This is a genomic window from Streptomyces sp. NPDC096132 (genome assembly GCF_044763345.1).
Lineage (GTDB): Bacteria > Actinomycetota > Actinomycetes > Streptomycetales > Streptomycetaceae > Streptomyces.
Genome location: NZ_JBIWGA010000010.1, coordinates 26,287 through 47,716 on the forward strand (window position 1 = coordinate 26,287; position 21,430 = coordinate 47,716).

General features: G+C 71.9%; 16 protein-coding genes and 2 pseudogenes. 3 read left to right on the forward strand and 15 right to left on the reverse strand.

Going from position 1 to position 21,430, the window contains the following annotated elements; translation table 11 throughout:
- The 6 genes from ACIRF9_RS23720 to bldG all read right to left on the reverse strand — a co-directional run.
- Positions 1-1,737, reverse strand: a 1,737-nt coding sequence (locus ACIRF9_RS23720) for a protein kinase (protein ID WP_403825584.1), incomplete at its 3' end; no start/stop codon positions are given.
- Positions 1,738-1,919: 182 nt separating this feature from the next.
- Positions 1,920-3,452 carry a methyltransferase gene (locus ACIRF9_RS23725; RefSeq protein WP_403825587.1) on the reverse strand — a complete coding sequence of 511 codons (1,533 nt, stop codon included), beginning with the start codon at positions 3,450-3,452 and terminating at the stop codon, positions 1,920-1,922.
- A gap of 208 nt (positions 3,453-3,660) precedes the next feature.
- On the reverse strand, positions 3,661-4,260 hold the full coding sequence (locus ACIRF9_RS23730) for a small secreted protein (protein ID WP_403825590.1): 600 nt from the start codon (positions 4,258-4,260) through the stop codon (positions 3,661-3,663).
- A 193-nt stretch (positions 4,261-4,453) separates the two neighbouring features.
- Positions 4,454-6,859 (reverse strand): sodium-translocating pyrophosphatase, encoded by a 2,406-nt coding sequence (locus tag ACIRF9_RS23735; RefSeq protein WP_403825593.1) that lies wholly within the window; start codon positions 6,857-6,859, stop codon positions 4,454-4,456.
- A 309-nt stretch (positions 6,860-7,168) separates the two neighbouring features.
- Entirely contained in the window at positions 7,169-7,600 is a 432-nt protein-coding gene (locus ACIRF9_RS23740) for an ATP-binding protein (RefSeq protein WP_403825597.1), read from the reverse strand.
- 108 nt (positions 7,601-7,708) lie between these two features.
- On the reverse strand, positions 7,709-8,050 hold the full coding sequence (gene bldG, locus ACIRF9_RS23745) for an anti-sigma factor antagonist BldG (protein ID WP_403825600.1): 342 nt from the start codon (positions 8,048-8,050) through the stop codon (positions 7,709-7,711).
- A gap of 80 nt (positions 8,051-8,130) precedes the next feature.
- Between bldG and ACIRF9_RS23750 the strand changes: the two genes are divergently transcribed.
- A complete protein-coding gene (locus tag ACIRF9_RS23750; RefSeq protein WP_403825603.1) occupies positions 8,131-10,797 on the forward strand; it encodes a DEAD/DEAH box helicase in 2,667 nt (888 codons plus the stop codon).
- Here the strand turns inward: ACIRF9_RS23750 and ACIRF9_RS23755 are convergent.
- The 7 genes and pseudogenes from ACIRF9_RS23755 to ssd form a co-directional block, all read right to left on the reverse strand.
- Positions 10,736-11,128: pseudogene (locus ACIRF9_RS23755) on the reverse strand (Rv3654c family TadE-like protein); the annotation flags it as partial. The gene ACIRF9_RS23750 and the pseudogene ACIRF9_RS23755 overlap by 62 nt on opposite strands.
- A gap of 215 nt (positions 11,129-11,343) precedes the next feature.
- Positions 11,344-11,715: pseudogene (locus tag ACIRF9_RS23760) on the reverse strand (TadE family type IV pilus minor pilin); the annotation flags it as partial.
- The gene (locus tag ACIRF9_RS23765; protein ID WP_403825606.1) at positions 11,702-11,911 is read right to left on the reverse strand and encodes a DUF4244 domain-containing protein; all 210 of its coding nucleotides are present in this window, start codon (positions 11,909-11,911) and stop codon (positions 11,702-11,704) included. The gene ACIRF9_RS23765 and the pseudogene ACIRF9_RS23760, both read right to left, overlap by 14 nt.
- Positions 11,912-12,061: 150 nt before the next feature.
- Positions 12,062-12,847, reverse strand: coding sequence for a type II secretion system F family protein (locus tag ACIRF9_RS23770; protein WP_403825609.1), 786 nt, complete (start codon positions 12,845-12,847; stop codon positions 12,062-12,064).
- A 35-nt stretch (positions 12,848-12,882) separates the two neighbouring features.
- Positions 12,883-13,731, reverse strand: a complete 849-nt coding sequence (locus tag ACIRF9_RS23775; protein ID WP_403826411.1) for a type II secretion system F family protein — start codon at positions 13,729-13,731, stop codon at positions 12,883-12,885.
- 1 nt (position 13,732) lies between these two features.
- Positions 13,733-14,944: a TadA family conjugal transfer-associated ATPase gene (locus ACIRF9_RS23780; protein WP_403825611.1), complete on the reverse strand. Its 1,212-nt coding sequence runs from the start codon at positions 14,942-14,944 to the stop codon at positions 13,733-13,735.
- 127 nt (positions 14,945-15,071) lie between these two features.
- Complete coding sequence (ssd, locus tag ACIRF9_RS23785; protein WP_403825614.1) at positions 15,072-16,172, reverse strand: septum site-determining protein Ssd; 1,101 nt, start codon at positions 16,170-16,172, stop codon at positions 15,072-15,074.
- A 582-nt stretch (positions 16,173-16,754) separates the two neighbouring features.
- On the opposite strand from ssd, the gene ACIRF9_RS23790 reads away from it, so the two are divergent.
- Positions 16,755-17,588: an HAD family hydrolase gene (locus ACIRF9_RS23790; RefSeq protein WP_403825616.1), complete on the forward strand. Its 834-nt coding sequence runs from the start codon at positions 16,755-16,757 to the stop codon at positions 17,586-17,588.
- A gap of 342 nt (positions 17,589-17,930) precedes the next feature.
- Here the strand turns inward: ACIRF9_RS23790 and ACIRF9_RS23795 are convergent, their stop codons facing one another.
- Positions 17,931-18,755: an oxidoreductase gene (locus ACIRF9_RS23795; RefSeq protein ID WP_403825619.1), complete on the reverse strand. Its 825-nt coding sequence runs from the start codon at positions 18,753-18,755 to the stop codon at positions 17,931-17,933.
- A gap of 101 nt (positions 18,756-18,856) precedes the next feature.
- Between ACIRF9_RS23795 and ACIRF9_RS23800 the strand changes: the two genes are divergently transcribed.
- Positions 18,857-19,837 carry an ATP-binding protein gene (locus tag ACIRF9_RS23800; protein ID WP_403825622.1) on the forward strand — a complete coding sequence of 327 codons (981 nt, stop codon included), beginning with the start codon at positions 18,857-18,859 and terminating at the stop codon, positions 19,835-19,837.
- Positions 19,838-19,852: 15 nt separating this feature from the next.
- On the opposite strand, the gene ACIRF9_RS23805 is transcribed toward ACIRF9_RS23800, so the two are convergent.
- A complete protein-coding gene (locus ACIRF9_RS23805) occupies positions 19,853-21,115 on the reverse strand; it encodes a hypothetical protein (RefSeq protein WP_403825625.1) in 1,263 nt (420 codons plus the stop codon).
- Between the last annotated feature and the right edge of the window lie 315 nt (positions 21,116-21,430).

A 21,430-nucleotide genomic window follows, 5' to 3' on the forward strand; every position in this document is an offset into this window, starting at 1 on the left:
GACACCCGGCGTGCTCGAGCCAGGCGTGTACGGGCCCGGCGGGACACCCGGCGTGCTCGAGCCAGGCGTGTACGGGCCCGGCGGGACACCCGGCGTGCTCGAGCCAGGCGTGTACGGGCCCGGCGGGACACCCGGCGTGTGAGGGCCAGGCCGCACACCAGGCGTGTTGGAACTCGGTGTGTACGGGCCCGGTGGGACACCCGGTGTGTTCGAGCCAGGCGTGTACTGGCTCTGTGGGACACCTGGCGTGTAGGGCCCCGGCGGCACGCCCGGGGTCTCCGGGCTCGCGGGTCCTGCCGAACCTTGCGAGGGAGCGCCCGCTCCGGCCGCCGCACCCCTGCCCGGCGTCGCTGCCTCTCCGGGCGAGGAGGCCCATCCCGGCGAAGCGCCTCCTGCTGGGGACGCGCCCCCACCCGGCGTGGCACCCCCACCCGGGGTAGCGACCCCACCCGACGTGGCACCCCCGCCCGGGGTAGCACCCCCACCCGTCGTAGCGCCCCCGCCCGGGGTATTGCCCCTACCGGGCGTGGCCGGTCCCTCATAAGGCGCCGGACCACGCCCGGCCAGCGGTGCGGCCGACGCCCCGGGCCCGAGGCCACCGACCCCCGACCCTGGATCACCGACCGCCAGCCCGAAGCCACCAACACCCGCCCCAGGACCACCGACCGCCGCCCCGGAACCGCCAACACCCGCCCCAAGACCACCAACCGCCGCCCCGGAACCGCCAACACCCGGCTCGAATCCGCCGACCCCAGAGCCAGGACCACCACCCCGTGGGCCGCCCCCCGGGCCGCTGTCGGCCGCGGCCGCAGGCGGGTCGGCGTGCCCCGAGGGCCACCCCTGGGCAGCCGCCTCCCCCGCTGCCCGTGCCGCCCGCACCACCTGTTCCAGCCCCCGCCCCACCGCCTCCGGCGACGACCGACGGACGGGGTCCTTGACCAGTAACCCCAGGATGACCGAGGTGAGTTGGCCGGCACGGGCCGGTGGGGTCGGGTCCTCGGAGAGGAGGGCCGTGAGGGTGGCGTAGTCGCCGTGGCGGTCGAAGGGCCCACGGCCCTCGACGGCGGCGTACAGCGTGGCGCCGAGGGAGAACAGGTCGGCGGCCGGGGTCGGCGGCTCGCCCCGTGCCCGCTCCGGGGCGAGATAGCCCGGGGTGCCGAGGATGCCGGCGGTCGCGGTGAGCCGGGGTTCGCGGGACTCGGGCTGGAGGGCGATGCCGTAGTCGGTGAGCAGCACGCGCGCGTAGGAGTCGCCCGTAGCGTCCGGTGAGAGAAGGACGTTGGCCGGTTTCACATCCCGGTGGAGGATTCCGATGCGGTGCCCGGCGGTGAGCGCGTCGAGGACGGCGAGCCCGATGCGGGCCACCTGTGCGGGCGGAAGCGGCCCTGAACGCCGTACGGCCGCCTGGAGGTCGATCGCGTCGGGGACGTACTCCATGACGATCCACGGCAGGCCCTCGTGCACCACCACGTCGTGCACGGTCGCCACGTGCGGATGGCCGCGCAACCGGGCCGCGTGCCGGGCCTCGCTGCGGGCCCGGGCGACGCGCTGAGCCGGCTCGGTCGCGTCCGTGGCCATCTCCGGGAACGCGATCTCCTTCATCGTGACCTCGCAGGCCAGTTCCTCGTCGTACGCGAGCCAGACGCGGCCCATGCCGCCCGCGCCCAGCGTCCGCCGCAGCCGGTACCGGCCGCCCACGATCCGGCCCGCACCCCGGTCCGGCGTCTCCCCCGCCATCGCGCCTCCCCGAGACAGCGCGCCTCCCCCGAGTGCGCGCGAAGTTTGTCCCCTTGAAGGTAGCTTCGCACGCACCACTGACAGGAGCCATTTTCCGCAGCAATCCTGCCAATCCCGTCAGATCGGGCGCAGGGGTATCGGGAGCTCCGATCCGTCTCAGGCGGGGCGGGCGGCGGCCGGGTTCACTGCGCCGGTTCCAGGAAGCCCTGCTCCACCAGCAGCCGGATCTGGGCGGGCGTACGGTCGCGCAGCAGCACCGGGTCCTCGCCGACCAGTTGGGCGATGGCGTCCAGAATGCGGCCCGCGCTCAGCGAACCGTCGCACACGCCCGCGAAGCCCGCGCCGACCGTGTCCACCTTCGTGGCGCGGCGCATCCCCCGGTGCTGACGCAGCACGACGTGCTCCGGGTCCTCGGCGCCGGGCATGCCGACCTGCTCCTGGACGATCTCGCCGGCCAGCCTGAAGTGCCCGGCGAGCAGGGCCGCGTCGTCGTGCGCGCGCAGGTAGTCGAGCCGCTCGAAGTGGGTGCGGACCGTGTCGCCGAGCGGCTGCTCGACCGGGTGCGGCCACTCCTCCACGGTGACGACCGACTCGGCGGCCGCCGTCTTTCGCAGCGTGATCCAGCCGAAGCCGACGGCCTTCACCTTGCGCGCCTCGAACTCGTCCAGCCACGCGTCGTACCGCGCCTGGTACTCGGCCGGGTCTCCCCGGTGGTCGCCGGAGTCCCTCAGCCACAGTTCGGCGTACTGCGTGATGTCCTGCACCTCGCGCTGCACGATCCACGCGTCGCAGCCGCGCGGCACCCACGACCTGAGCCTGTCCTGCCAGTCCTCCCCTTCCACGTGCTGCCAGTTGGCGAGGAACTGCGCGAATCCGCCCTCGTTCAGCCGTTCCCCCGCCCCTTGAACGAGCGAGCGGCACAGATCGTCCCCGCTCATCCCGCCGTCCCGGTATGTCAGCCGGGCGCCCGGCGAGATCACGAACGGGGGGTTGGACACGATCAGGTCGTACCGCTCGTCGTCCCGGAGCGGTTCGAAGAGCGAGCCCTCGCGCAGTTCGGCGGCGGGGGCGCCCGACAGGGCGAGCGTGAGCGCGGTGATGTGCAGGGCGCGCGGGTTGAGGTCGGTCGCCGTCACGCGCGTGGCGTGCTGTGCGGCGTGCAGCGCCTGGATCCCGGAGCCGGTGCCGAGGTCGAGGGCGGACGACACGGGCGTACGGACGGTGATCCCGGCGAGGGTCGTGGAGGCACCGCCGACCCCGAGGACCACCCCCTCGTTCCGGCTGCCGATGCCGCCGGCGCCGCCGACCGCGCAGCCCAGGTCGGACACGATGAACCAGTCCTCGCCGCCCGGCCCGCCGTACGGCCGTACGTCCACGGTCGCGGCCACCTCGTCGGCGCCGACCCGGACCAGCCAGCCGCTCTCCACGCACGCGTGTACGGGAAGGAATTCCTCCACGCGCGCGTGCGGCACGGGCTGCTGGAGGAGGAAGAGGCGGACGAGCGTCTCCAGCGGCGTGTCCCCGCGCGTCGCCCGGAGGGCGGGCACGGTCTCGCTGCGGGCCAGAGCCGCGTACGCGGGGGCGCCGAGCAGGTCCAGCAGGCCGTCGGCGGTGAAGGAGGCCGCGAGGAGCGCCTCGCGCAGCCGGGCGGCCACGTCGGGGCGGTCGGCGGAGGGCAGGGGGGACAGGGTGGCGTCGTCACTCACGCCCCCCATTGTCTCCGCTCACCCTCCCCGGCGCGGCCCCGGGAACCAACTCGCCCCGGCCCGCACTCAGCCCTCACGTCAGCCCTGCGACGCGCACGTCAGCCCTCGGAACGCGTACCTCAGCCTCGCGTCCCGTCCCGGCCGGCGCACACCTCGGCCCCGACCGGCGCGCACCTCGGCTCTCGCGACGCGCGCCCCAGTCCTCGCCCCGCGCCCCTCAGCTCGTCGTCGCGCGGGCCGAAGCGGACGCGGCGACCTTCTTGCAGCTCTCCTGCTTGGCCATGGCGTCCTTGACGTCGCCCTGCTCCAGGTTCTTCAGCGCGGTGTTGCCGGTCTTGCTGAGCGTGCCGAGCTGCGTGGCGATGTCCGCCAGGCCGTCGGCGAACTTCGCCTGGTCCTTGGTGTTCAGCGCGTCGACCTGCTTCTTGAGGTCCGCGTAGGAGGTGGAGAGCGTGTTGAGCGCCGCGACGGCGTCCGTCTGCTTCTTCGCGCCCCCCTCGACACCGGGCGGCGTGCCGGCCTTCTGCACGGCCTGGGCGAGCGCCGCGTAGGCGTCGGACATGTCCTGGAAGGCCTGCGAGTCGGTCTTCTGGACGTTCGCGGGGGCGTTGTTGTCCGTGGCGGCCTGCTTGATCGCCGCGTTGGCCGCGTCGACCTTCGCGTCCTGTGCGGGCAGCGCGTCGCAGACCTTCTTGGCCCAGGCGTCGAGCTCCTTGTTGCCGTCGTCGCTGCTGCATCCGGACAGCGCCAGTACCAGTACCGCACCGCCGGACAGTGCGGCCGCGAGCTTCTTGTTCACCGGTTTGGTCCCTTCCATGGCCCTCGGCCCCGGAACATACACGCCAACCGGGCGACAGCCCCAGGCCGAATGTCCGCTCCATTCGGCTTTGAAGCCATTTGCACCAAGAGAGAGAAGGCTCACGGCCCCGGCACACGAGCACCACAGCGGGCGGGCGACGCGTCAACCCGCGTCGCCCGCCCGCCCTTTGAACTGGGCCCCGGCGGCCCGCCTACGAAACCACCGCAGGATCGGCCGACTTGGACGACGACTCGGCGTTGTCTTCGTCACCCATGGCGATGCCGCGGCGCTTGGAGACGTACACCGCGCCGACGATCACCACGAGGGCGAGGACCGCGATCACGATCCGTACGCCGATGTTCTTGTCGTCGCCGTAGCTGAACTTGATCACGGCGGGCGCGATCAGCAGCGCCACCAGGTTCATGACCTTGAGCAGCGGGTTGATCGCGGGACCCGCGGTGTCCTTGAAGGGGTCACCGACGGTGTCGCCGATCACCGTGGCCGCGTGGGCCTCGCTGCCCTTGCCGCCGTGGTGGCCGTCCTCGACGAGCTTCTTGGCGTTGTCCCACGCGCCGCCGGAGTTGGCGAGGAACACCGCCATCAGCGTGCCCGCGCCGATCGCGCCCGCGAGGTACGCGCCCAGCGCCCCGACGCCGAGCGTGAACCCGACGAAGATCGGCGCCATGACGGCGAGCAGACCGGGCGTGGCCAGCTCGCGCAGGGCGTCCCGGGTGCAGATGTCGACGACCTTGCCGTACTCCGGTTTCTCGCTGTAGTCCATGATCCCGGGGTGCTCGCGGAACTGCCGCCGCACCTCGAACACCACCGAACCCGCCGACCGCGAGACCGCGTTGATCGCCAGCCCCGAGAAGAGGAAGACGACCGCCGCGCCCGCGATGAGGCCGACCAGGTTGTTGGGCTGCGAGATGTCCATCATCAGGCTCATCGGCGCGCCCGCCCCGGAGAGCTTCTCGCCGACGTCCTGCGCGCCGGTCGTGATCGCGTCACGGTACGACCCGAAGAGCGCCGACGCCGCGAGGACGGCCGTGGCGATGGCGATGCCCTTGGTGATGGCCTTGGTGGTGTTGCCGACCGCGTCGAGGTTGGTGAGCACCTGCGCGCCCGCGCCCTCGACGTCGCCGGACATCTCGGCGATGCCCTGCGCGTTGTCGGAGACCGGCCCGAAGGTGTCCATCGCGACGATCACGCCGACCGTGGTGAGCAGGCCGGTGCCGGCCAGGGCCACCGCGAACAGCGCCAGCATGATCGACGTACCGCCGAGCAGGAACGCCCCGTACACGCCGAGGCCGATCAGCAAGGCGGTGTAGACGGCCGATTCGAGGCCTACGGAGATTCCGGCCAGGACGACCGTGGCGGGGCCCGTCAGGGACGTCTTGCCGATGTCCCGGACCGGGCGGCGGGTGGTCTCGGTGAAGTAGCCGGTCAGCTGCTGGATGACGGCGGCCAGAAGGATGCCGATCGCCACCGCGACGAGGGCGAGGACGCGCGGGTCGCCGTCCTTGCCGAGGATCGCCTCGTCGGTCACCCCGTCGAGATCCGCGTAACTGCCGGGCAGGTAGACGAAGACGGCGACGGCCACCAGCACGAGCGAGATCACCGCGGAGATGAAGAAGCCCCGGTTGATCGCGGACATGCCGCTGCGGTCGGTCCGGCGGGGGGCGACCGCGAAGATGCCGATCATCGCCGTGATCACGCCGATCGCGGGCACGAGCAGCGGGAAGCCGAGTCCGGCGTCGCCGAAGGCAGCCGTGCCGAGGATCAGCGCGGCGACCAGGGTCACGGCGTACGACTCGAAGAGGTCGGCGGCCATGCCCGCGCAGTCGCCGACGTTGTCGCCCACGTTGTCCGCAATGGTCGCGGCATTGCGCGGATCATCCTCCGGAATGCCCTGTTCGACCTTGCCGACCAGGTCGGCGCCGACGTCGGCGGCCTTGGTGAAGATGCCGCCGCCGACCCTCATGAACATCGCGATGAGCGCCGCACCGAGACCGAAGCCCTCCAGCACCTTCGGCGCGTCGGCCGCGTACACCAGCACCACACAGGAGGCGCCGAGCAGACCGAGCCCCACCGTGAACATGCCGACCACACCGCCCGTGCGGAATGCGATCTTCATTGCCTTGTGCGAGACGGCGGTGAGATCCTTTTCCGGTTCACCTGGTCCCGGAGTCGCTTCGCGGGCCGCCGCGGCGACCCGCACATTGCTGCGCACGGCGAGCCACATGCCGATATAACCGGTGGCCGCCGAGAACGCCGCACCGATCAAGAAGAACAATGATCGTCCGGCGCGTTGATTCCAGTCGTCCGCGGGTAGCAGCATGAGCAGGAAGAACACCACGACGGCGAATACGCCGAGCGTGCGCAACTGCCGGGCCAGATAGGCGTTGGCGCCTTCCTGGACGGCGGCCGCGATCTCTTTCATGCTGTCGGTACCCTCGCCGGCCGCGAGCACCTGGCGCAGCAGGACGCCCGCGACCACGAGCGCAGCCAGCGCGACGACCGCGATGACCACCACGAGCAGGCGGTTGCCGTCGGTCAGCACTGCGGCTGCGAAGGTTGTGGAGTGGTCCAACCGATGAGGGGTAGAAAGCCCCGCCATTCGTCCTCCTTGACGCTTGGGCTGAGCTCACGATGTGGACGGATTGTAGGTACCGGAACCTGATCAAAACAGTGCGCGGTAAACAGAATTCGCCTACACGTCCAGTAATGCCTTCGAAGCATTCTCCGATCATTGACGAGATCATTGACGGGATGATTGATCGTGAATTACTTCACGAAATGCGTGAGCTGATTCGTCGGCTCATGATTCACTTCGTGGAACAACTGTAAGCACGAGTACCCGGGGGCGCGCATGCCAAAGGGCCCCACCGGAGTGGGGCCCTTGGGGTACGGGGACAGTCGGGTCGGCTCAGCCGAGCGTCGCCGCCGCCGGTGTCCTCGGCCAGGTCATACGGATCAGCCCGCCGTGCTCGCCGGCGGTGACCTCCACGTCGTCGACGAGGCCGCTGATGACCGCGAGGCCCATCTCGTCCTCCTCGGCCTCCGCGTCGTCCGCGGCGGAGCCGGGCACCCGGTCGCCGGGGGCGATACGCGGTGCCTCGTCACCCACCTCGATGGAGAACTGCTTCTCCTCCTCGATGAGCGCCACCTTCACCGGAGCGGTGATGTTGCCGCTCTGGTGGAGGCCGACGGCGCGCGTGCAGGCCTCGCCGACGGCGAGCCGCACCTCGTCGAGGACGGCCTCGTCCACTCCGGCCCTGCGCGCCACCGCTGCCGCCACCAGTCGGGCGGTCCTGACGTGCTCGGGCAGCGCGCTGAAGCGGAGTTCAACGGTGGGCATGCGTCCCCCTCGGAACTACGGGCGTGCTGTCGAGGGGCCGGGCTGCCGAAGCCCGGTCCCCCGGTGTTCAACTGGGCCGTCCGGGCCACAGGGGCCCGGACGGACGGGTCAGTCGGTGGCCGCGACCGCTTCTTCGACCGAGGTGTGAATGGGGAACACCTTGGTGAGACCGGTGATGCGGAAGATCTTCAGAATGCGCTCCTGGTTGCACACCAGGCGCAGCGAGCCCTCATGGGCACGCACTCGCTTCAGGCCGCCAACCAGCACGCCGAGCCCGGTGGAGTCGAGGAAGTCCACGCCCTCCATGTCCACGACGAGGTGGAAATTCCCGTCGTTCACCAGCTCGACCAGCTGCTCGCGCAGCTTGGGCGCGGTATATACGTCGATTTCGCCACCGACCTTGACGATCGTGCGATCGCCGACGGTCTCGGTCGACAGGGACAGGTCCACGGATCCTCCAGCACCTTGCTATCGAGCGGTCGCCCCTCGGGACACCTCGGCAGAGCCCCCTGGACGGTTCGCCAGCCGCGATGGCATTCAATCACTTACCGGCAGGCGTGCACGACGCCTTGGCTCCATTGTCCGTCACGCCAGTGACACACTCGGTGCCGATGGCCAAGAATCACCGATCCGATCGATCCTCGGCACAGCCCGCGCCCCGCCTGTCGCCGGGCGCGCTCCTGGACCGGCTCGCCCCGGGCCCGAGCCGGGCATCGCGCATCACTCATACGGAGCACTTGCCCCCGCGCGAGGGCCGCCATGCAGTCTGGCCTGACCGGATTCGCCCGGAGGTGATCGCGGCGGTCCAGGCATGCGGAATCGAACACCCCTGGGCCCACCAGGCCCGCGCCGCCGAGCACGCCCTGGACGGCGACTCGGTGGTCGTCGCCACGGGGACGGCCTCCGGCAAGTCCCTGGCCTATCTCGTACCCGTGCTTTCCACCCTTCTGGACGGTTCCCAGGCCCCGAACGGCCGCGGCGCGACCGCGCTCTACCTCGCCCCCACCAAGGCTCTCGCCGCCGACCAGCGCCGCTCTGTGAAAGAACTTTCACACCCGCTGGGCAACGCCGTGCGCCCGGCCCTGTACGACGGCGACACGCCGTTCGAGGAGCGCGAGTGGATCCGCCAGTACGCCAACTACGTCCTGACCAACCCGGACATGCTGCATCGCGGCATCCTCCCGTCCCATCCCCGCTGGTCCTCCTTCCTGAAGTCACTGAAGTACGTCGTCATCGACGAGTGCCACACCTACCGCGGTGTCTTCGGCTCCCACGTCGCCCAGGTGCTGCGCCGCCTGCGCCGTCTGTGCGCCCGCTACGGCGCCTCCCCGGTCTTCCTGCTGGCCTCCGCGACCGCCGCCGAGCCCGCGGTCGCCGCCGGCCGCCTCACCGGCCTGCCCGTGGTGGAGGTCGCCGACGACGCCTCACCCCGCGGTGAACTGGTGTTCGCCCTCTGGGAGCCCCCGCTCACCGAGCTGCACGGCGAGAAGGGCGCCCCCGTCCGCCGTACCGCCACCGCCGAGACCGCCGACCTGCTCACCGACCTCGCCGTCCAGGGTGTCCGCACGGTCGCCTTCGTCCGCTCCCGGCGCGGCGCCGAACTGATCTCGGTGATCGCCCAGGAACGGCTGGCCGAGGTCGACCGCTCCCTCGCCCGGCGTGTCGCGGCCTATCGCGGCGGCTACCTGCCCGAGGAACGGCGCGCCCTCGAACAGGCCCTCCACTCCGGCGAACTCCTCGGCCTCGCCGCCACCACCGCCCTGGAACTCGGCATCGACGTCTCCGGCCTCGACGCCGTCCTGATCGCCGGCTACCCGGGCACCCGCGCCTCCCTGTGGCAGCAGGCCGGCCGGGCCGGGCGCTCCGGCCAGGGCGCGCTGGCGGTCCTGGTCGCCCGCGACGACCCGCTGGACACCTTCCTGGTCCACCACCCGGAGGCCCTGTTCGACCGCCCGGTGGAGTCCACGGTCCTCGATCCCGACAACCCCTACGTCCTCGCGCCGCACCTGTGCGCGGCGGCCGCGGAACTCCCGCTGACGGAGGAGGACCTGGCCCTGTTCGGCCCGGAGACCGAGGCCCTGCTCCCCCAACTGGAGGCCGCGAAGCTGCTGCGCCGCCGGACGAAGGCCTGGCACTGGACGCGCCGCGAACGGGCCGCCGACCTCACCGACATCCGCGGCGAGGGCGGCCGGCCGGTCCAGATCGTCGAGGAGGGCACGGGCCGGCTCCTCGGCACGGTCGACGCGGGCTCCGCACACACCACCGTCCACGAGGGCGCCGTCCACCTCCACCAGGGCCGCACGTATCTCGTCCGGTCCCTGGACCTGGACGACTCGGTCGCCCTGGTCGAGGAGGCCGCCCCGCCCTATTCGACGGTCGCCCGCGACACCACGTCCATCTCCGTCCTGGAGACCGACGTCGAGGTCCCCTGGGGCGCGGGCCGCCTGTGCTACGGCTCCGTCGAAGTCACCAACCAGGTCGTCTCCTTCCTGCGTCGTCGGCTCATCACCGGTGAGGTGCTCGGCGAGTCGAAGCTCGACCTCCCTCCTCGTACGCTGCGCACCCGCGCGGTGTGGTGGACGGTCACCGAGGACCAGCTCGACGCCGCCCGCATCAACCCCGAGATCCTCGGCGGCGCCCTGCACGCCGCCGAACACGCCTCCATCGGCCTCCTCCCGCTCTTCGCGACCTGCGACCGCTGGGACATCGGCGGCGTGTCGGTCCCGCTGCACCCCGACACGCTCCTCCCGACGGTCTTCGTCTACGACGGCCATCCCGGCGGCGCGGGCTTCGCGGAGCGCGCCTTCCACACCGCCCGCGCCTGGCTCACCGCCACCCGCGAGGCCATCGCCTCCTGCGAGTGCGACGCCGGCTGCCCGTCCTGCATCCAGTCCCCCAAGTGCGGCAACGGCAACGACCCGCTGCACAAACGGGGGGCAGTGCGGCTCCTCACGGAACTGCTCCGGGGGGCGCCGGAGGAGACTGCGCGGGATGCGGGTGCCGGGGCCGGGGCCGGGGCCGGGTCTGACGCCGGGACCGGGTCTGACGCGGAGGCCGGACTTACGGCACAGGCGGCGGAGGCGGAGACTGTGGCGGACGGGGGGCTGGGGACTGGGGCGGACCAGAGGCCGCAGGCTGAGCCGGACGAGGGACCAGGGGCTGCGATACCGGCCCCGGAGGGCCCGCCCGTGCCCTGACCTCTGCCGTGAAGGGCCCCTGTCCCGACGCCGCCGTCACGTCCGAGATCTCTCCCGCGACGGCGCATCGCACGAGCCTCGCGCCCTGCGCACGGGCCACCCGACCCGCCCGGGCGCAGGCCTGCTCCTCGCCGTCCGTCCAGTGGTCCGCCGCCGCGAGCGCCGCGAGGTCCGCGCCCCCGGCGGCCCGGTGCCGGACCACGACGGCCTGCCCCAGGGCGAGAACCACACCGAACACCACGCACAGCACAGCGATCGCCCCGAGACTCCAGACGCTGGCCGAGCCCCGGTCGCCCCGCCGCCGCAGCCACACCGCGACAGCTCCGGCCACCGTCCCGACCCGGCGTCCGAGGCCCCCGGCCGCCCTCACAGGCCCACGTCCGACACCGCCGGCCGTCCTCACAGGCCCATGTCCGACACCGCCGGCCGTCCTCACGGCCCACCTCCAACCGGCTCCGCCGGTCTCCCTGGCGTCTCCACGGCCGTCTCTGTCCCCAGGGCACCCTCCACGGCCCCTGCCGTCCCCAAGGCGCCCTCCGTGGCCTCCGCCGTCCCCAAGGCCTCCTCAGCCGCCGCCACAGCCTCCTCCCGTACCTCGAACGGCAGCCCTCGCAGCAGTGGTGGCTTCGCAACGACCGTCACCCGTACCTGGTCGCCCTCCCGGCTCACCGTCACCCGCGCACCGCGCGGTGCCGCCGCGCGGGCCAGGTCGACGACCGCGGCGGGCGGGTCCTGCCGAGCCGCCGCGCGGGCGCCGGTCCTGGCCGCGTCCACGCACTGGATCCGAGCGGCCACCACGAGCAACCCCCACACCAGCGCCATCGCGAACGCCACCAGCACCGGCAGCACCACGGCCGACTCCGCCGTCACGAAGCCCCGGTCCCCGCCGGGCCACCGCCGCCGCTCACATCCCCGCACTGAGCGCCCGTTTCACCATGTCATGCAGTTGCGCGGTGACGGCTTCGCTTGTCACCACCTGATAGAGGAGCACGGCGAACCCCACGGCCGCCACCAGCCCCATCGCGTACTCGGACGTCACCATTCCGGCGTCCCTCCGCGCGCTCCGCATCCCACACACCAGGGCACGCAGCCGTGCCCGTACTGCCTTGTACATCTCAACCCCCGTGAGGTTCGGTCCTGCCGGTCTCTCGCTGCTCGGTCTCTCGTTGACGGTCTCTCGTTGCCGATCTCTCGTTGCCGGTCTTCTCTCGTAGCTCGATCCGCGTCGTCGGATCACTCGGCGTCGTCCGCGCTCACCTCCGTCTCATGGCCCGCCTCCTCCCATAGCCCCGCCCGCGAGCCCGATGACGACCGGCAGGACGCCGATCGCGATGAAGGCGGGCAGGAAGCACAGCCCCACCGGTGCGGCGACCATGACGGCCGCGCGCCGGGCCCGGGCCGTCGCGGCCCGTGTCCAGTCGGCGCGGGCGTCCCCGGCGAGCCGGGCCACGGGGCCGGCCGCCGGAATCCCCGTCACGTCGGCCCGTTCCAGCAGCCGTGCCAGGGGCGCCGCACCCGGCATCTCTGCCAACCTCCGCCACGCCGTGGCCGGTTCGCCGCCCAGCCGCACCTCGGCGGCACCGCGCGCCAGCCCTTCCCCCACCGGTCCGCCGAGGGCCTCGCCCACGGCCTGTGCCGCGATCGCCGGACCGGCGCCCGCCGCGATGCACGCGGCCAACAGGTCGGCGGCGAGCGGGAGTTGCCCGGCGGCCAGCCGCGCGTCTGCCTCGCTCACGGTTCCCGCCGCCCGCTGCCGACCGTGCCACCGCCACAGCCCGACCGCGCCGATCGCCCCGACCACGGCTCCCGTGAAGCCCCCGATCACCACCCATCCGACGCCCACCGCGGCCCCGGCCGGCAGCCACGTCCGTACGGCATCCCGCAGCCCCGCGCGCGGGACCTTCCGCGACCGCTCCCGCCCCAGCAACTCGGCCACCCGTCGCCGAACCCTGCGGAGGCGCCGCAGCCTCTCCAGCCACCAGGCCGGCCCCGCGAGGATCAGCACGATCCCCACGGCCGCCCCCAGCCTGTGGACAACTTCCGCGCTCATGCGACCTCCCTTCTCGTCACCCACCGCACGTCACCTCACGCCCCTTCCGCTTTCCGTACGATCCGCAGCGCCCACCCCACGCCCGCGCCCTCCAGCACCCCGCCCGCGAGCAGACAGCCCAGCCCCGGCCCGGTGTGCAGCAGGACGTGCAGCGGATCGGCGCCGAGCGCGGCGCCCAGTAGAAGCCCCAGGACCGGCAGGCCGGCCAGCATCACCGCCGTGGCGCGCGGCCCTGCCAACTGGGCCCTCAGGTCGGCTCGTTGGTCGCGCTCGGTACGCAACGCCCCTTCCAGGCGATCGAGTCCGGCAGCCAGGCCCGCCCCCTGGTCCACGGCCACCCGCCAGCACGCGGCGAGTCCCAGCAGCCCACCGGCTCCCGGTTGCCGTGCGGCGGCCGCGAGCGCCTTGGGTACGTCCCCGCCGAACCGTGCGGCCGCCAGCACCGCCGCCTGCGCCTCACCCAGCCCTCCGGAGTCCCGCGCCGCCCGCTGCAACGCCTCACCGGGCTGCCGGCCGGCCCGCACCTCCCCGGCGAGCGCCGCGCACAGCGCGATCACGGCGTCTCCCCGGCGCTCCCTGGCCCGCCGTGCCCGGGCAGCCCGCCGCACCCGGCGCAGCAGGGGCACCCCGGCCGCCCCCGCGACGACCGGCAGGACCGAGGCGCCCAGTACCGCCAGGACCAGCCCGACGACCGGCGCCCACCACTCGGGCCGCCACCGCCCCCGGAGCCTGCGCAGTCCGAGGGCCAGGTCCTGCCAGGTCGGCGGCCCGCTGCCGACCACCCCGCCCCCGGCGAGCAGCAACTGCGCCCGCCGCGCCCCGGAGTAGGGCCCGCCCAGCAGCCATGCCGCCGCTCCTGCGCAGGCTGCCGCTGCCATCGACATCTCACCCATCACGTACATCGCACTCCCCGTTCCCTTCGCCCGCTCGACCGTCCTGACTCCGCAGCAGCTCCCGCAGCCGCTCCCACCCCCGTTCCTGCGCGAACGCGTCCGGCCGCCACCTCAGTGCCGGCACCGTCCGCACCAGCCCCGAGGGATCCCGCTCCAGCACGTGCACCTCCGCGATCCGCCGCCGCCCGGCCCGGTCACGGACGAGGTGCAGCACCACCGAGAGCGCGGCCGCCACCTGGCTGTGCAGCGCGGCCCGGTCGAGCCCGGCCGCCGTGCCGAGCGCCTCCAGCCGGGCGGGGACGTCCCCGGCGGCGTTGGCGTGGACAGTCCCGCAGCCGCCCTCATGGCCCGTGTTGAGCGCGGCCAGCAGATGCACCACCTCCGGCCCGCGCACCTCACCCACGACGAGCCGGTCCGGCCGCATCCGCAGGGCCTGCCGCACCAGGTCCTCGAGCGTGACGAGCCCGGCGCCCTCCTGGTTGGCCGGTCTGGTCTCCAGTCGGACGACGTGCGGGTGGTCCGGCCGCAGCTCCGCCGAGTCCTCGGCGAGAACGATCCGCTCCCCCGGCCCGACCAGGCCGAGCAGCGCGCTCAGCAGGGTCGTCTTGCCGCTGCCGGTACCGCCGCTGACCAGGAAGGACAGCCGCGCCCGCAGCAGGGCCCGCAGTACCCGGTCCCCGCCCGGCGGGACGGTGCCCGCGGCCACCAGTTCGTCGAGCGTGAACGCCCGCGGGCGTACCACCCGCAGCGACAGGCAGGTGCAGCCGACGGCGACCGGGGGCAGCACCGCGTGCAGCCGCGTCCCGTCGGGCAGCCGGGCGTCGGCCCAGGGCCGGGCGTCGTCCAGGCGCCGTCCGGCCACCGCCGCCAGACGCTGCGCGAGGCGTCGTACGGCCGCCGCGTCGGGGAAGGAGATGCCCGTCAGCTCCAGGCCGCCGCCCCGGTCGACCCAGACCCGGTCCGGAGCCGACACCAGTACATCGGTCACCGAGGGGTCGGCGAGCAGCGGCTCCAGCGGCCCGCTGCCGATCAGCTCGGACCGCAGTTGCTCGGCCGCGCCGAGGACCTCCGCGTCCCCGAGCACCCGCCCCTGCTCCCGCAGCGCCTGCGCCACACGCGCGGGTGTCGGCTCGGCGCCGGTCGCGGCCAGCCACTGCCGTACGCCGTCGAGCAGCGACCTCTCCAGAGCTGGCACGGTGCTCATGCCCCACCTACCCCGGGCAGCTGTTCTGTCGCCTTGCCCCGTTCGACTCCGGGCAGCGTGCTCGTGGGCCAACTGCGACGGTCGGCACCCCGCTCACCCTCAGCTCGTACAGGCCCAGTTGGTGTGTTCACGACCCACCCGCCTCGGTCAGGGCCCGCTCCCAGAACTGCTTGCAGAAACGGCCGAGTGGCCCGCGTGCGGCGGCGCCCGGTGGTGCCTTGCCGCCGTCCGGGCGCAGCAGGCCCTGTTCCACGGGCACCTCGCCGGCCAGGGGCAGTCGGAGCAGCCTGGCCACCTCGCGGTCGTCGAGGCCGGGTGCGTACGGTCCTCGTACCGCTGCTCTGAGGTCGCGCAGGACCATGCCGGCCGCGGAGGCCACCCGGCCTGCCGCCGCGACGGCGCGCAGTTCGGCGGGGACGACGAGGAGGCCGAGATCGATCTGGGCGAGGGCTTCGGCGACCCCGTCGTCGATGCGGCGTGGCAGGTCGACGACGACCGTGCCGCCCCGGCGCCGGGCCGCGGCGAGTACCGCGCGCACGGCCTGCGGCGGAATGGCGACGCAGTCGCCGCGGTCCCAACTGAGGACCCGCAGCGAGTGCAGCTCGGGCAGCGACTCCTCCAGGGCGCCTCCGCCGACCCGTCCGCGTGAGGCGGCGAAGGCGGGCCAGCGCAGACCTTCCGTCGCCTCTCCGCCCAGCAGTACGTCGAGTCCGCCACCCAGCGGATCGGCGTCTACGAGGAGGGTGCGCAGACCTTCGCGCGCGGAGGTGACGGCGAGGGCACACGCGAGCGTGGACGCTCCGGCGCCGCCGCGGCCACCGATGACGCCGACGGTGAGCGCGGGCCGGCCGACGCCCTCGGCGACATCGGCGATGCGGTCGACCAGCCACTGTTCGCCGTCGGGCAGCACCAGGACGTGGTCGGCGCCGATCTCGACGGCTCGCTGCCACACGCCGGAGTCGTCCTGGTCGCGTCCGACGAGGACCACCCCGCGTCTGCGGGCGGCCCCGCGCACCCGGCGCGCGGCGTCGTCGCCGACCAAGATGAGCGGCGCCGCCTCCCAGCCCCGGCGCTCCGGCACGGAGTGGTGCACCTCGGGTGTGGCACCGGCGGCGGCGCACAGGCGCAGCAGGTCGTCGAGGAGGTCCGTGTCCTCCGTGACGATCAACGGCTTGCCCTGCCGGCCGGAAGCGGCGGGCGGCGGGTCGTGTGTGACGGCTCCGGCCATGGTTTTCGTCCCCCTTTGCTGCGGGTCGCGCAGCCCCTGCGGCCCCGCGATTCCCGAACGTGCGAAGAACCGGGCAACCGGTCTCCATATGAACGGCCGACAGAAACCGGCCGCGCGCACCCGGCAAACGGAACCGGTCTCATGAACTCGGCCCGAGCGGACGCGTTGGAATCACGGTGCAGCGAACCGGGAAATCTTGTGGATCTTGGTGGAAAACTGTGGACAGGCAGGCGGTTGTGAATATCGCCGTCACCCATACCGGTGACCCCTGCGCCATCTCCCGTACGACGTCCGCAGAGCAGTCCGACGACTACCCAACGTGACGGATCACGGACATGCCGAAGGGACGGCCCCAGCCACGTCGGAAGCGCGGCACAGCCGTGTACGGAACGGGAAAACCCACCCGGACATGCGACGACCCCCGCCGGGGGGGAGAGCGGGGGTCGTCTCCACGGCCGACTCGGGGGGGGAGGAGCCGGACCGGGTTAGCACGGTCGCGAACGATCCGTGACTTCCATGGTGTACCCGAGAGCCCTCTCAGGCAAACCCACGCGCCCACCTTACGCCGAATGGGCTGCCCCTATGCTCTTGGTTGTGGAAAACCACTCCTTGCCCCGCACAGCCGCCTTCTTTGACCTGGACAAGACGGTCATTGCGAAGTCGAGCACGCTCACCTTCAGCAAGTCCTTCTACCAAGGCGGGCTGATCAACCGCAGGGCCGCCTTGCGGACCGCATATGCCCAGTTCGTCTTCCTCGTGGGCGGTATGGACCACGACCAGATGGAGCGGACCCGCGAGTACCTGTCCGGGATGGTGCGCGGCTGGAACGTCCAGCAGGTGAAGGACATCGTCGCCGAGACCCTGCACGACCTGATCGACCCGCTCATCTACGACGAGGCCGCCTCCCTCATCGAGGAACACCACACGGCCGGCCGCGATGTCGTGATCGTGTCCACTTCGGGCGCCGAGGTGGTCGAGCCGATCGGCGAGCTGCTGGGCGCGGACCGCGTGGTGGCCACCCGGATGGTGGTGGGCGAGGACGGTTGCTTCACCGGCGAGGTGGAGTACTACGCCTACGGCCCGACGAAAGCGGAGGCGATCAAGGAGCTGGCCGCGTCGGAGGGGTACGACCTGGAGCGCTGCTACGCCTACAGCGACTCGGCGACCGATCTGCCGATGCTGCAGGCCGTGGGCCATCCGCACGCCGTGAACCCGGACCGGACCCTGCGACGCGAGGCCGTCGCGCGCGGGTGGCCGATTCTCGACTTCCACCGGCCCGTACGGCTGAAGCAGCGGATCCCCTCGTTCTCCGTGCCGCCGCGCCCGGCACTCGTCGCGGTCGCCGCCATAGGCGCGGCGGCGGCCACCGCGGGCCTGGTCTGGTACGCGAGCCGTCGCCGGGCGGCGACCGCCTGAGCTGCTGTGACCGTTTGAAACCTATTTGGCAGCAAAAGTAAAGAACTGGCGGCAGGGCTTCCGCTTGTCCTGGTCCTGGAGTAGAAAGGACTCAACGGCCCGCGAGACCAAGGACATCCGAAAGGATCACCTTAAATACCGCATTTGGCCCCACGGACCGATGCATGAACATCGAGCACCCACGCGACGTCGACCCGTCGATTACGGGCCAGCCGCACCAGGTAAGGGCAAAGATCCCGGCCTGATGGGCAACATATCGAGGACGCTTGGTAACCCGGTGAACATGCCAGCGGCGGTACGAATTCTCGTACCGCCGCAACCCGTGTGCGGGGATTTCGAGGTCTAGGCCGCCCCGCGCTGCAGCGCCTCGCACACCGCTGTCGACTCACGCGCGCCCAGTTCGACCGCCCTGCCGCAATGGGCGATCCAAGCCGCCATGCCCTCCGGGGTGCCGGAGGCATAGCCGTCCAGGGCCGCCATGTAGGCCGCCCGGCCCAGTTCGGCGTGGCCCACCTCGGCCGGGCAGACCGACTTCGGGTCGAGGCCGCTGCCGATCAGCACGATGCGCTCCGCGGCGCGTGCGACCAGACCGTTGTACGACGTGAAGGGGCGCAGGGCGAGGAGCTCGCCGTGGACGACGGCGGCCGTCACCAGCGCCGGCGCCGAACTGCCCTCGATGATCAGCCCGGACAGCCCCTCCAGTCGGCCGGCCAGCTCGTCGGCGCCGGGCAGCGGCAGCTCGATCAGCGGCTCGTCGACCGCCTCTCCTGCCTGCCGCGGCCGCCCGATGTCGTCCCCGCCGCCCGCCGCGGCCACCAGGTGCAGCCGCGCCAGGACCCGCAGCGGCGACTGCCGCCAGATGGACAGCAGCTGGCCCGCCTCCGCGGTCAGCCGCAGCGCGGCGCCCATGACCCGCGCCTCGTCGTCGACGCCGAAGTCACTGCGCCGGCGGACCTCCTCCAGGGCCCAGTCCGCGCCGGACAGCGCCGCCGAGCCGCGGGCGCCGCGCAGGGCGGCCTCGGAGGTGATCTCGGTGCTGCGGCGCCGCATGACACGGTGCCCGTAGACCCGGTCCACGGCCTTGCGCACGGACTCCACGGACTCGGCCACACCGGGCAGCGAGCCCAGGGCCGCGAGCGGATCGGCGGACGCGCCTGTCGTACTCATGAGTACGACATTACGCAACCCTGGCCCGCACCCCTCGAAGGAGTGGTCTTCTTCACGCACCGTCGCCACGTACAGCTATCTCCGGACTACGCTTCGTGAACATGAAAATTGCTTTCGTCGGGAAGGGCGGTAGCGGCAAGACCACCCTGTCGTCCCTGTTCATCCGCCACCTCGCCACCCTCGGCGCCCCCGTGATCGCCGTGGACGCGGACATCAACCAGCATCTGGGTCCCGCGCTCGGCCTCGACGAGACGGAGGCGGCCGGACTGCCCGCGATGGGCGACCACCTGCCGTTGATCAAGGACTATCTGCGCGGCTCCAACCCGCGCATCGCCTCCGCCGAGACGATGATCAAGACGACACCGCCCGGCGAGGGATCCCGGCTGCTGCGGGTGCGCGAGGACAATCCCGTGTACGACTCCTGCGCCGAAGCGGTGGAACTCGACGGCGGCGCCGTCCGTTTGATGGTCACCGGCCCCTTCACGGACGCCGACCTGGGGGTCGCCTGCTACCACTCCAAGACGGGAGCGGTGGAGCTGTGTCTGAACCACCTGGTGGACGGCCGTGACGAGTACGTCGTGGTCGACATGACGGCAGGCTCGGACTCCTTCGCCTCCGGCATGTTCACCCGCTTCGACATCACGTTCCTCGTCGCCGAGCCGACCCGGAAGGGGGTCTCCGTCTATCGCCAGTACAAGGAGTACGCCCGCGACTTCGGCGTCGAACTGAAGGTCGTCGGCAACAAGGTGCAAGGGCAGGACGACGTCGACTTCCTCCGCGCCGAGGTCGGCGACGACCTCCTCGTCACGGTCGGGCACTCGGACTGGGTGCGTGCCATGGAGAAGGGCCGGCCGCCCCGGTTCGACCTCCTGGAGGAGCCCAACCGTGACGCCCTGCACCTGCTGCGGACCACCGTCGACACCGCGTACGAGCGGCGCGACTGGGAGCGCTACACGCGCCAGATGGTGCACTTCCACCTGAAGAACGCCCAGTCCTGGGGCAACGAGCGCACCGGGGCCGACCTGGCGGCACAGGTCGACCCCCACTTCGTCCTCGGCGAAAGCGTGGCGGCGGCCGCCTAGGACACATGCCCCCTGCTACCGGGCCACCGGCGCGCCGGGTGCGCCCTTCGGGGCGGGGGCGGGGCGGCCGGCCAGGAAGGACGCCCAGCCCTGCTTCGGGGGCTCACCGACTCCCAGCGACCGCAACCTGGCCAAGGTCGCCGGGTCCTGGGCGTCCAGCCAGTCGGCCAACTGCCGGAAGGACACGCACCGCACGTCCGGCTTGTTGCAGACGGTCTGCACGACCTCCTCGACGGCGCGCATGTACGTGCCGCCGTTCCAGGACTCGAAGTGGTTGCCGATGATCAGCGGAGCGCGGTTGCCGTCGTAGGCGCGGTGGAAGCCCCGGAGCAGACCGTCACGCATCTGGTTGCCCCAGAACTCGTACTTGCCGGGGTCGCCCTGGGTCTGGGTGCCGGACTGGTTGACCATGAAGTTGTAGTCCATGGTGAGCTGTTCGTAGGTGTGGCCGGGGAAGGGTACGAGCTGCATCGACAGGTCCCACAGGCCCATTCTCTTGCGGGGCCAGAGCTGGTTGTTGACCCCGCTGGTGTCGTAGCGGAAGCCCAGTTCGCCGGCGGCCCGCATGAAGTTCTTCTGACCCTCGAGGCAGGGGGTGCGGGCGCCGATCAGCTCCTTGTCGTAGTCGAAGGGCAGCGGCGCCGCCTTCGTCAGGCCGGTGTTGGTCCTCCAGGTCTTCACGAACTGCTTGGCCTGGGCGATCTCGTCCTTCCACTCCTCGACGGACCACTCGCCGACGCCGCCGTTCTTCCCGCAGAAGTGGCCGTTGAAGTGGGTGCCGATCTCGTTGCCCTCCAGCCACGCCAGGCGCAGTTGCCTCACGGTGTCGGCGATGCCCTGCTCGTCGTTGAAGCCGATGTCGGAGCGGCCCGGTGAGTGCTGCGGCGGCCTGTACAGATCGGACTTCTCCTCCGGGAGCATGTACACGCCGCTGAGGAAGTACGTCATGGTCGCGTGGTTGGCCTTGGACACCTTGCGGAAGTGGGAGAACAGCTGCTGGCTGTCCTCGCCGGCGCCGTCCCAGGAGAACACCACGAACTGCGGGGGCTTCTGACCCGGCTTCAGGCGCTCGGCTCTGGGCAGGTGGGGCTGTGGTCCGGTGTAGGCGGTGGAGCCGTCCCCGATCAGGCGCATCGCGCTCCTGGGCGCCGGGGCTCCCTTCTGCGGACCCGGCGCTCCCGTCCTCGTACCGTCGGTTCCCGCCGCGCATCCGGCGAGTGATGCGGCGACCGTCGCGGCGGCCACGGCGCCGACGGCGATCCTCTGGTTGGCGGCCATGTCCGCCCACCTTCTTCCTTCTCTCGGCCCACGCCGACGACGGCGTCGTGTTGGTCGCGTGCCGGGGCGAGCCGGCAGCGCGGTCAAGGTCGCATGGGACAGAGAAGGAATTAATACGACAAGCCGATGAAATGCCCACATCACACATGAGAGTGATTCATTGCCCTATTTGCCACATAAATCCATGCCCGACCTTTACTCTGCATTACGATCGTTTTACCGAGCGTTGATTGTTCATCCCGCCGCTGTACGCCGTGACCCACGGCCGCGACCGCCCCCGACTCGACGGGGGACCACCAGTCCCGCGACCGCGCT

Bases quoted from the DNA above. Each gene is read 5' to 3' on its own strand.
- ACIRF9_RS23795 (WP_403825619.1), bottom strand. From the start codon at position 18,755: ATGAGTACGACAGGCGCGTCCGCCGATCCGCTCGCGGCCCTGGGCTCG.
- ACIRF9_RS23790 (WP_403825616.1), top strand. From the start codon at position 16,755: ATGCTCTTGGTTGTGGAAAACCACTCCTTGCCCCGCACAGCCGCCTTC.
- ACIRF9_RS23775 (WP_403826411.1), bottom strand. From the start codon at position 13,731: ATGTCGATGGCAGCGGCAGCCTGCGCAGGAGCGGCGGCATGGCTGCTG.
- ACIRF9_RS23725 (WP_403825587.1), bottom strand. From the start codon at position 3,452: ATGGGGGGCGTGAGTGACGACGCCACCCTGTCCCCCCTGCCCTCCGCC.
- ssd (WP_403825614.1), bottom strand. From the start codon at position 16,172: ATGGCCGGAGCCGTCACACACGACCCGCCGCCCGCCGCTTCCGGCCGG.
- ACIRF9_RS23740 (WP_403825597.1), bottom strand. From the start codon at position 7,600: ATGCCCACCGTTGAACTCCGCTTCAGCGCGCTGCCCGAGCACGTCAGG.
- ACIRF9_RS23805 (WP_403825625.1), bottom strand. From the start codon at position 21,115: ATGGCCGCCAACCAGAGGATCGCCGTCGGCGCCGTGGCCGCCGCGACG.
- ACIRF9_RS23750 (WP_403825603.1), top strand. From the start codon at position 8,131: ATGGCATTCAATCACTTACCGGCAGGCGTGCACGACGCCTTGGCTCCA.
- ACIRF9_RS23730 (WP_403825590.1), bottom strand. From the start codon at position 4,260: ATGGAAGGGACCAAACCGGTGAACAAGAAGCTCGCGGCCGCACTGTCC.
- ACIRF9_RS23780 (WP_403825611.1), bottom strand. From the start codon at position 14,944: ATGAGCACCGTGCCAGCTCTGGAGAGGTCGCTGCTCGACGGCGTACGG.
- ACIRF9_RS23800 (WP_403825622.1), top strand. From the start codon at position 18,857: ATGAAAATTGCTTTCGTCGGGAAGGGCGGTAGCGGCAAGACCACCCTG.
- ACIRF9_RS23735 (WP_403825593.1), bottom strand. From the start codon at position 6,859: ATGGCGGGGCTTTCTACCCCTCATCGGTTGGACCACTCCACAACCTTC.
- ACIRF9_RS23770 (WP_403825609.1), bottom strand. From the start codon at position 12,847: ATGAGCGCGGAAGTTGTCCACAGGCTGGGGGCGGCCGTGGGGATCGTG.
- ACIRF9_RS23765 (WP_403825606.1), bottom strand. From the start codon at position 11,911: ATGTACAAGGCAGTACGGGCACGGCTGCGTGCCCTGGTGTGTGGGATG.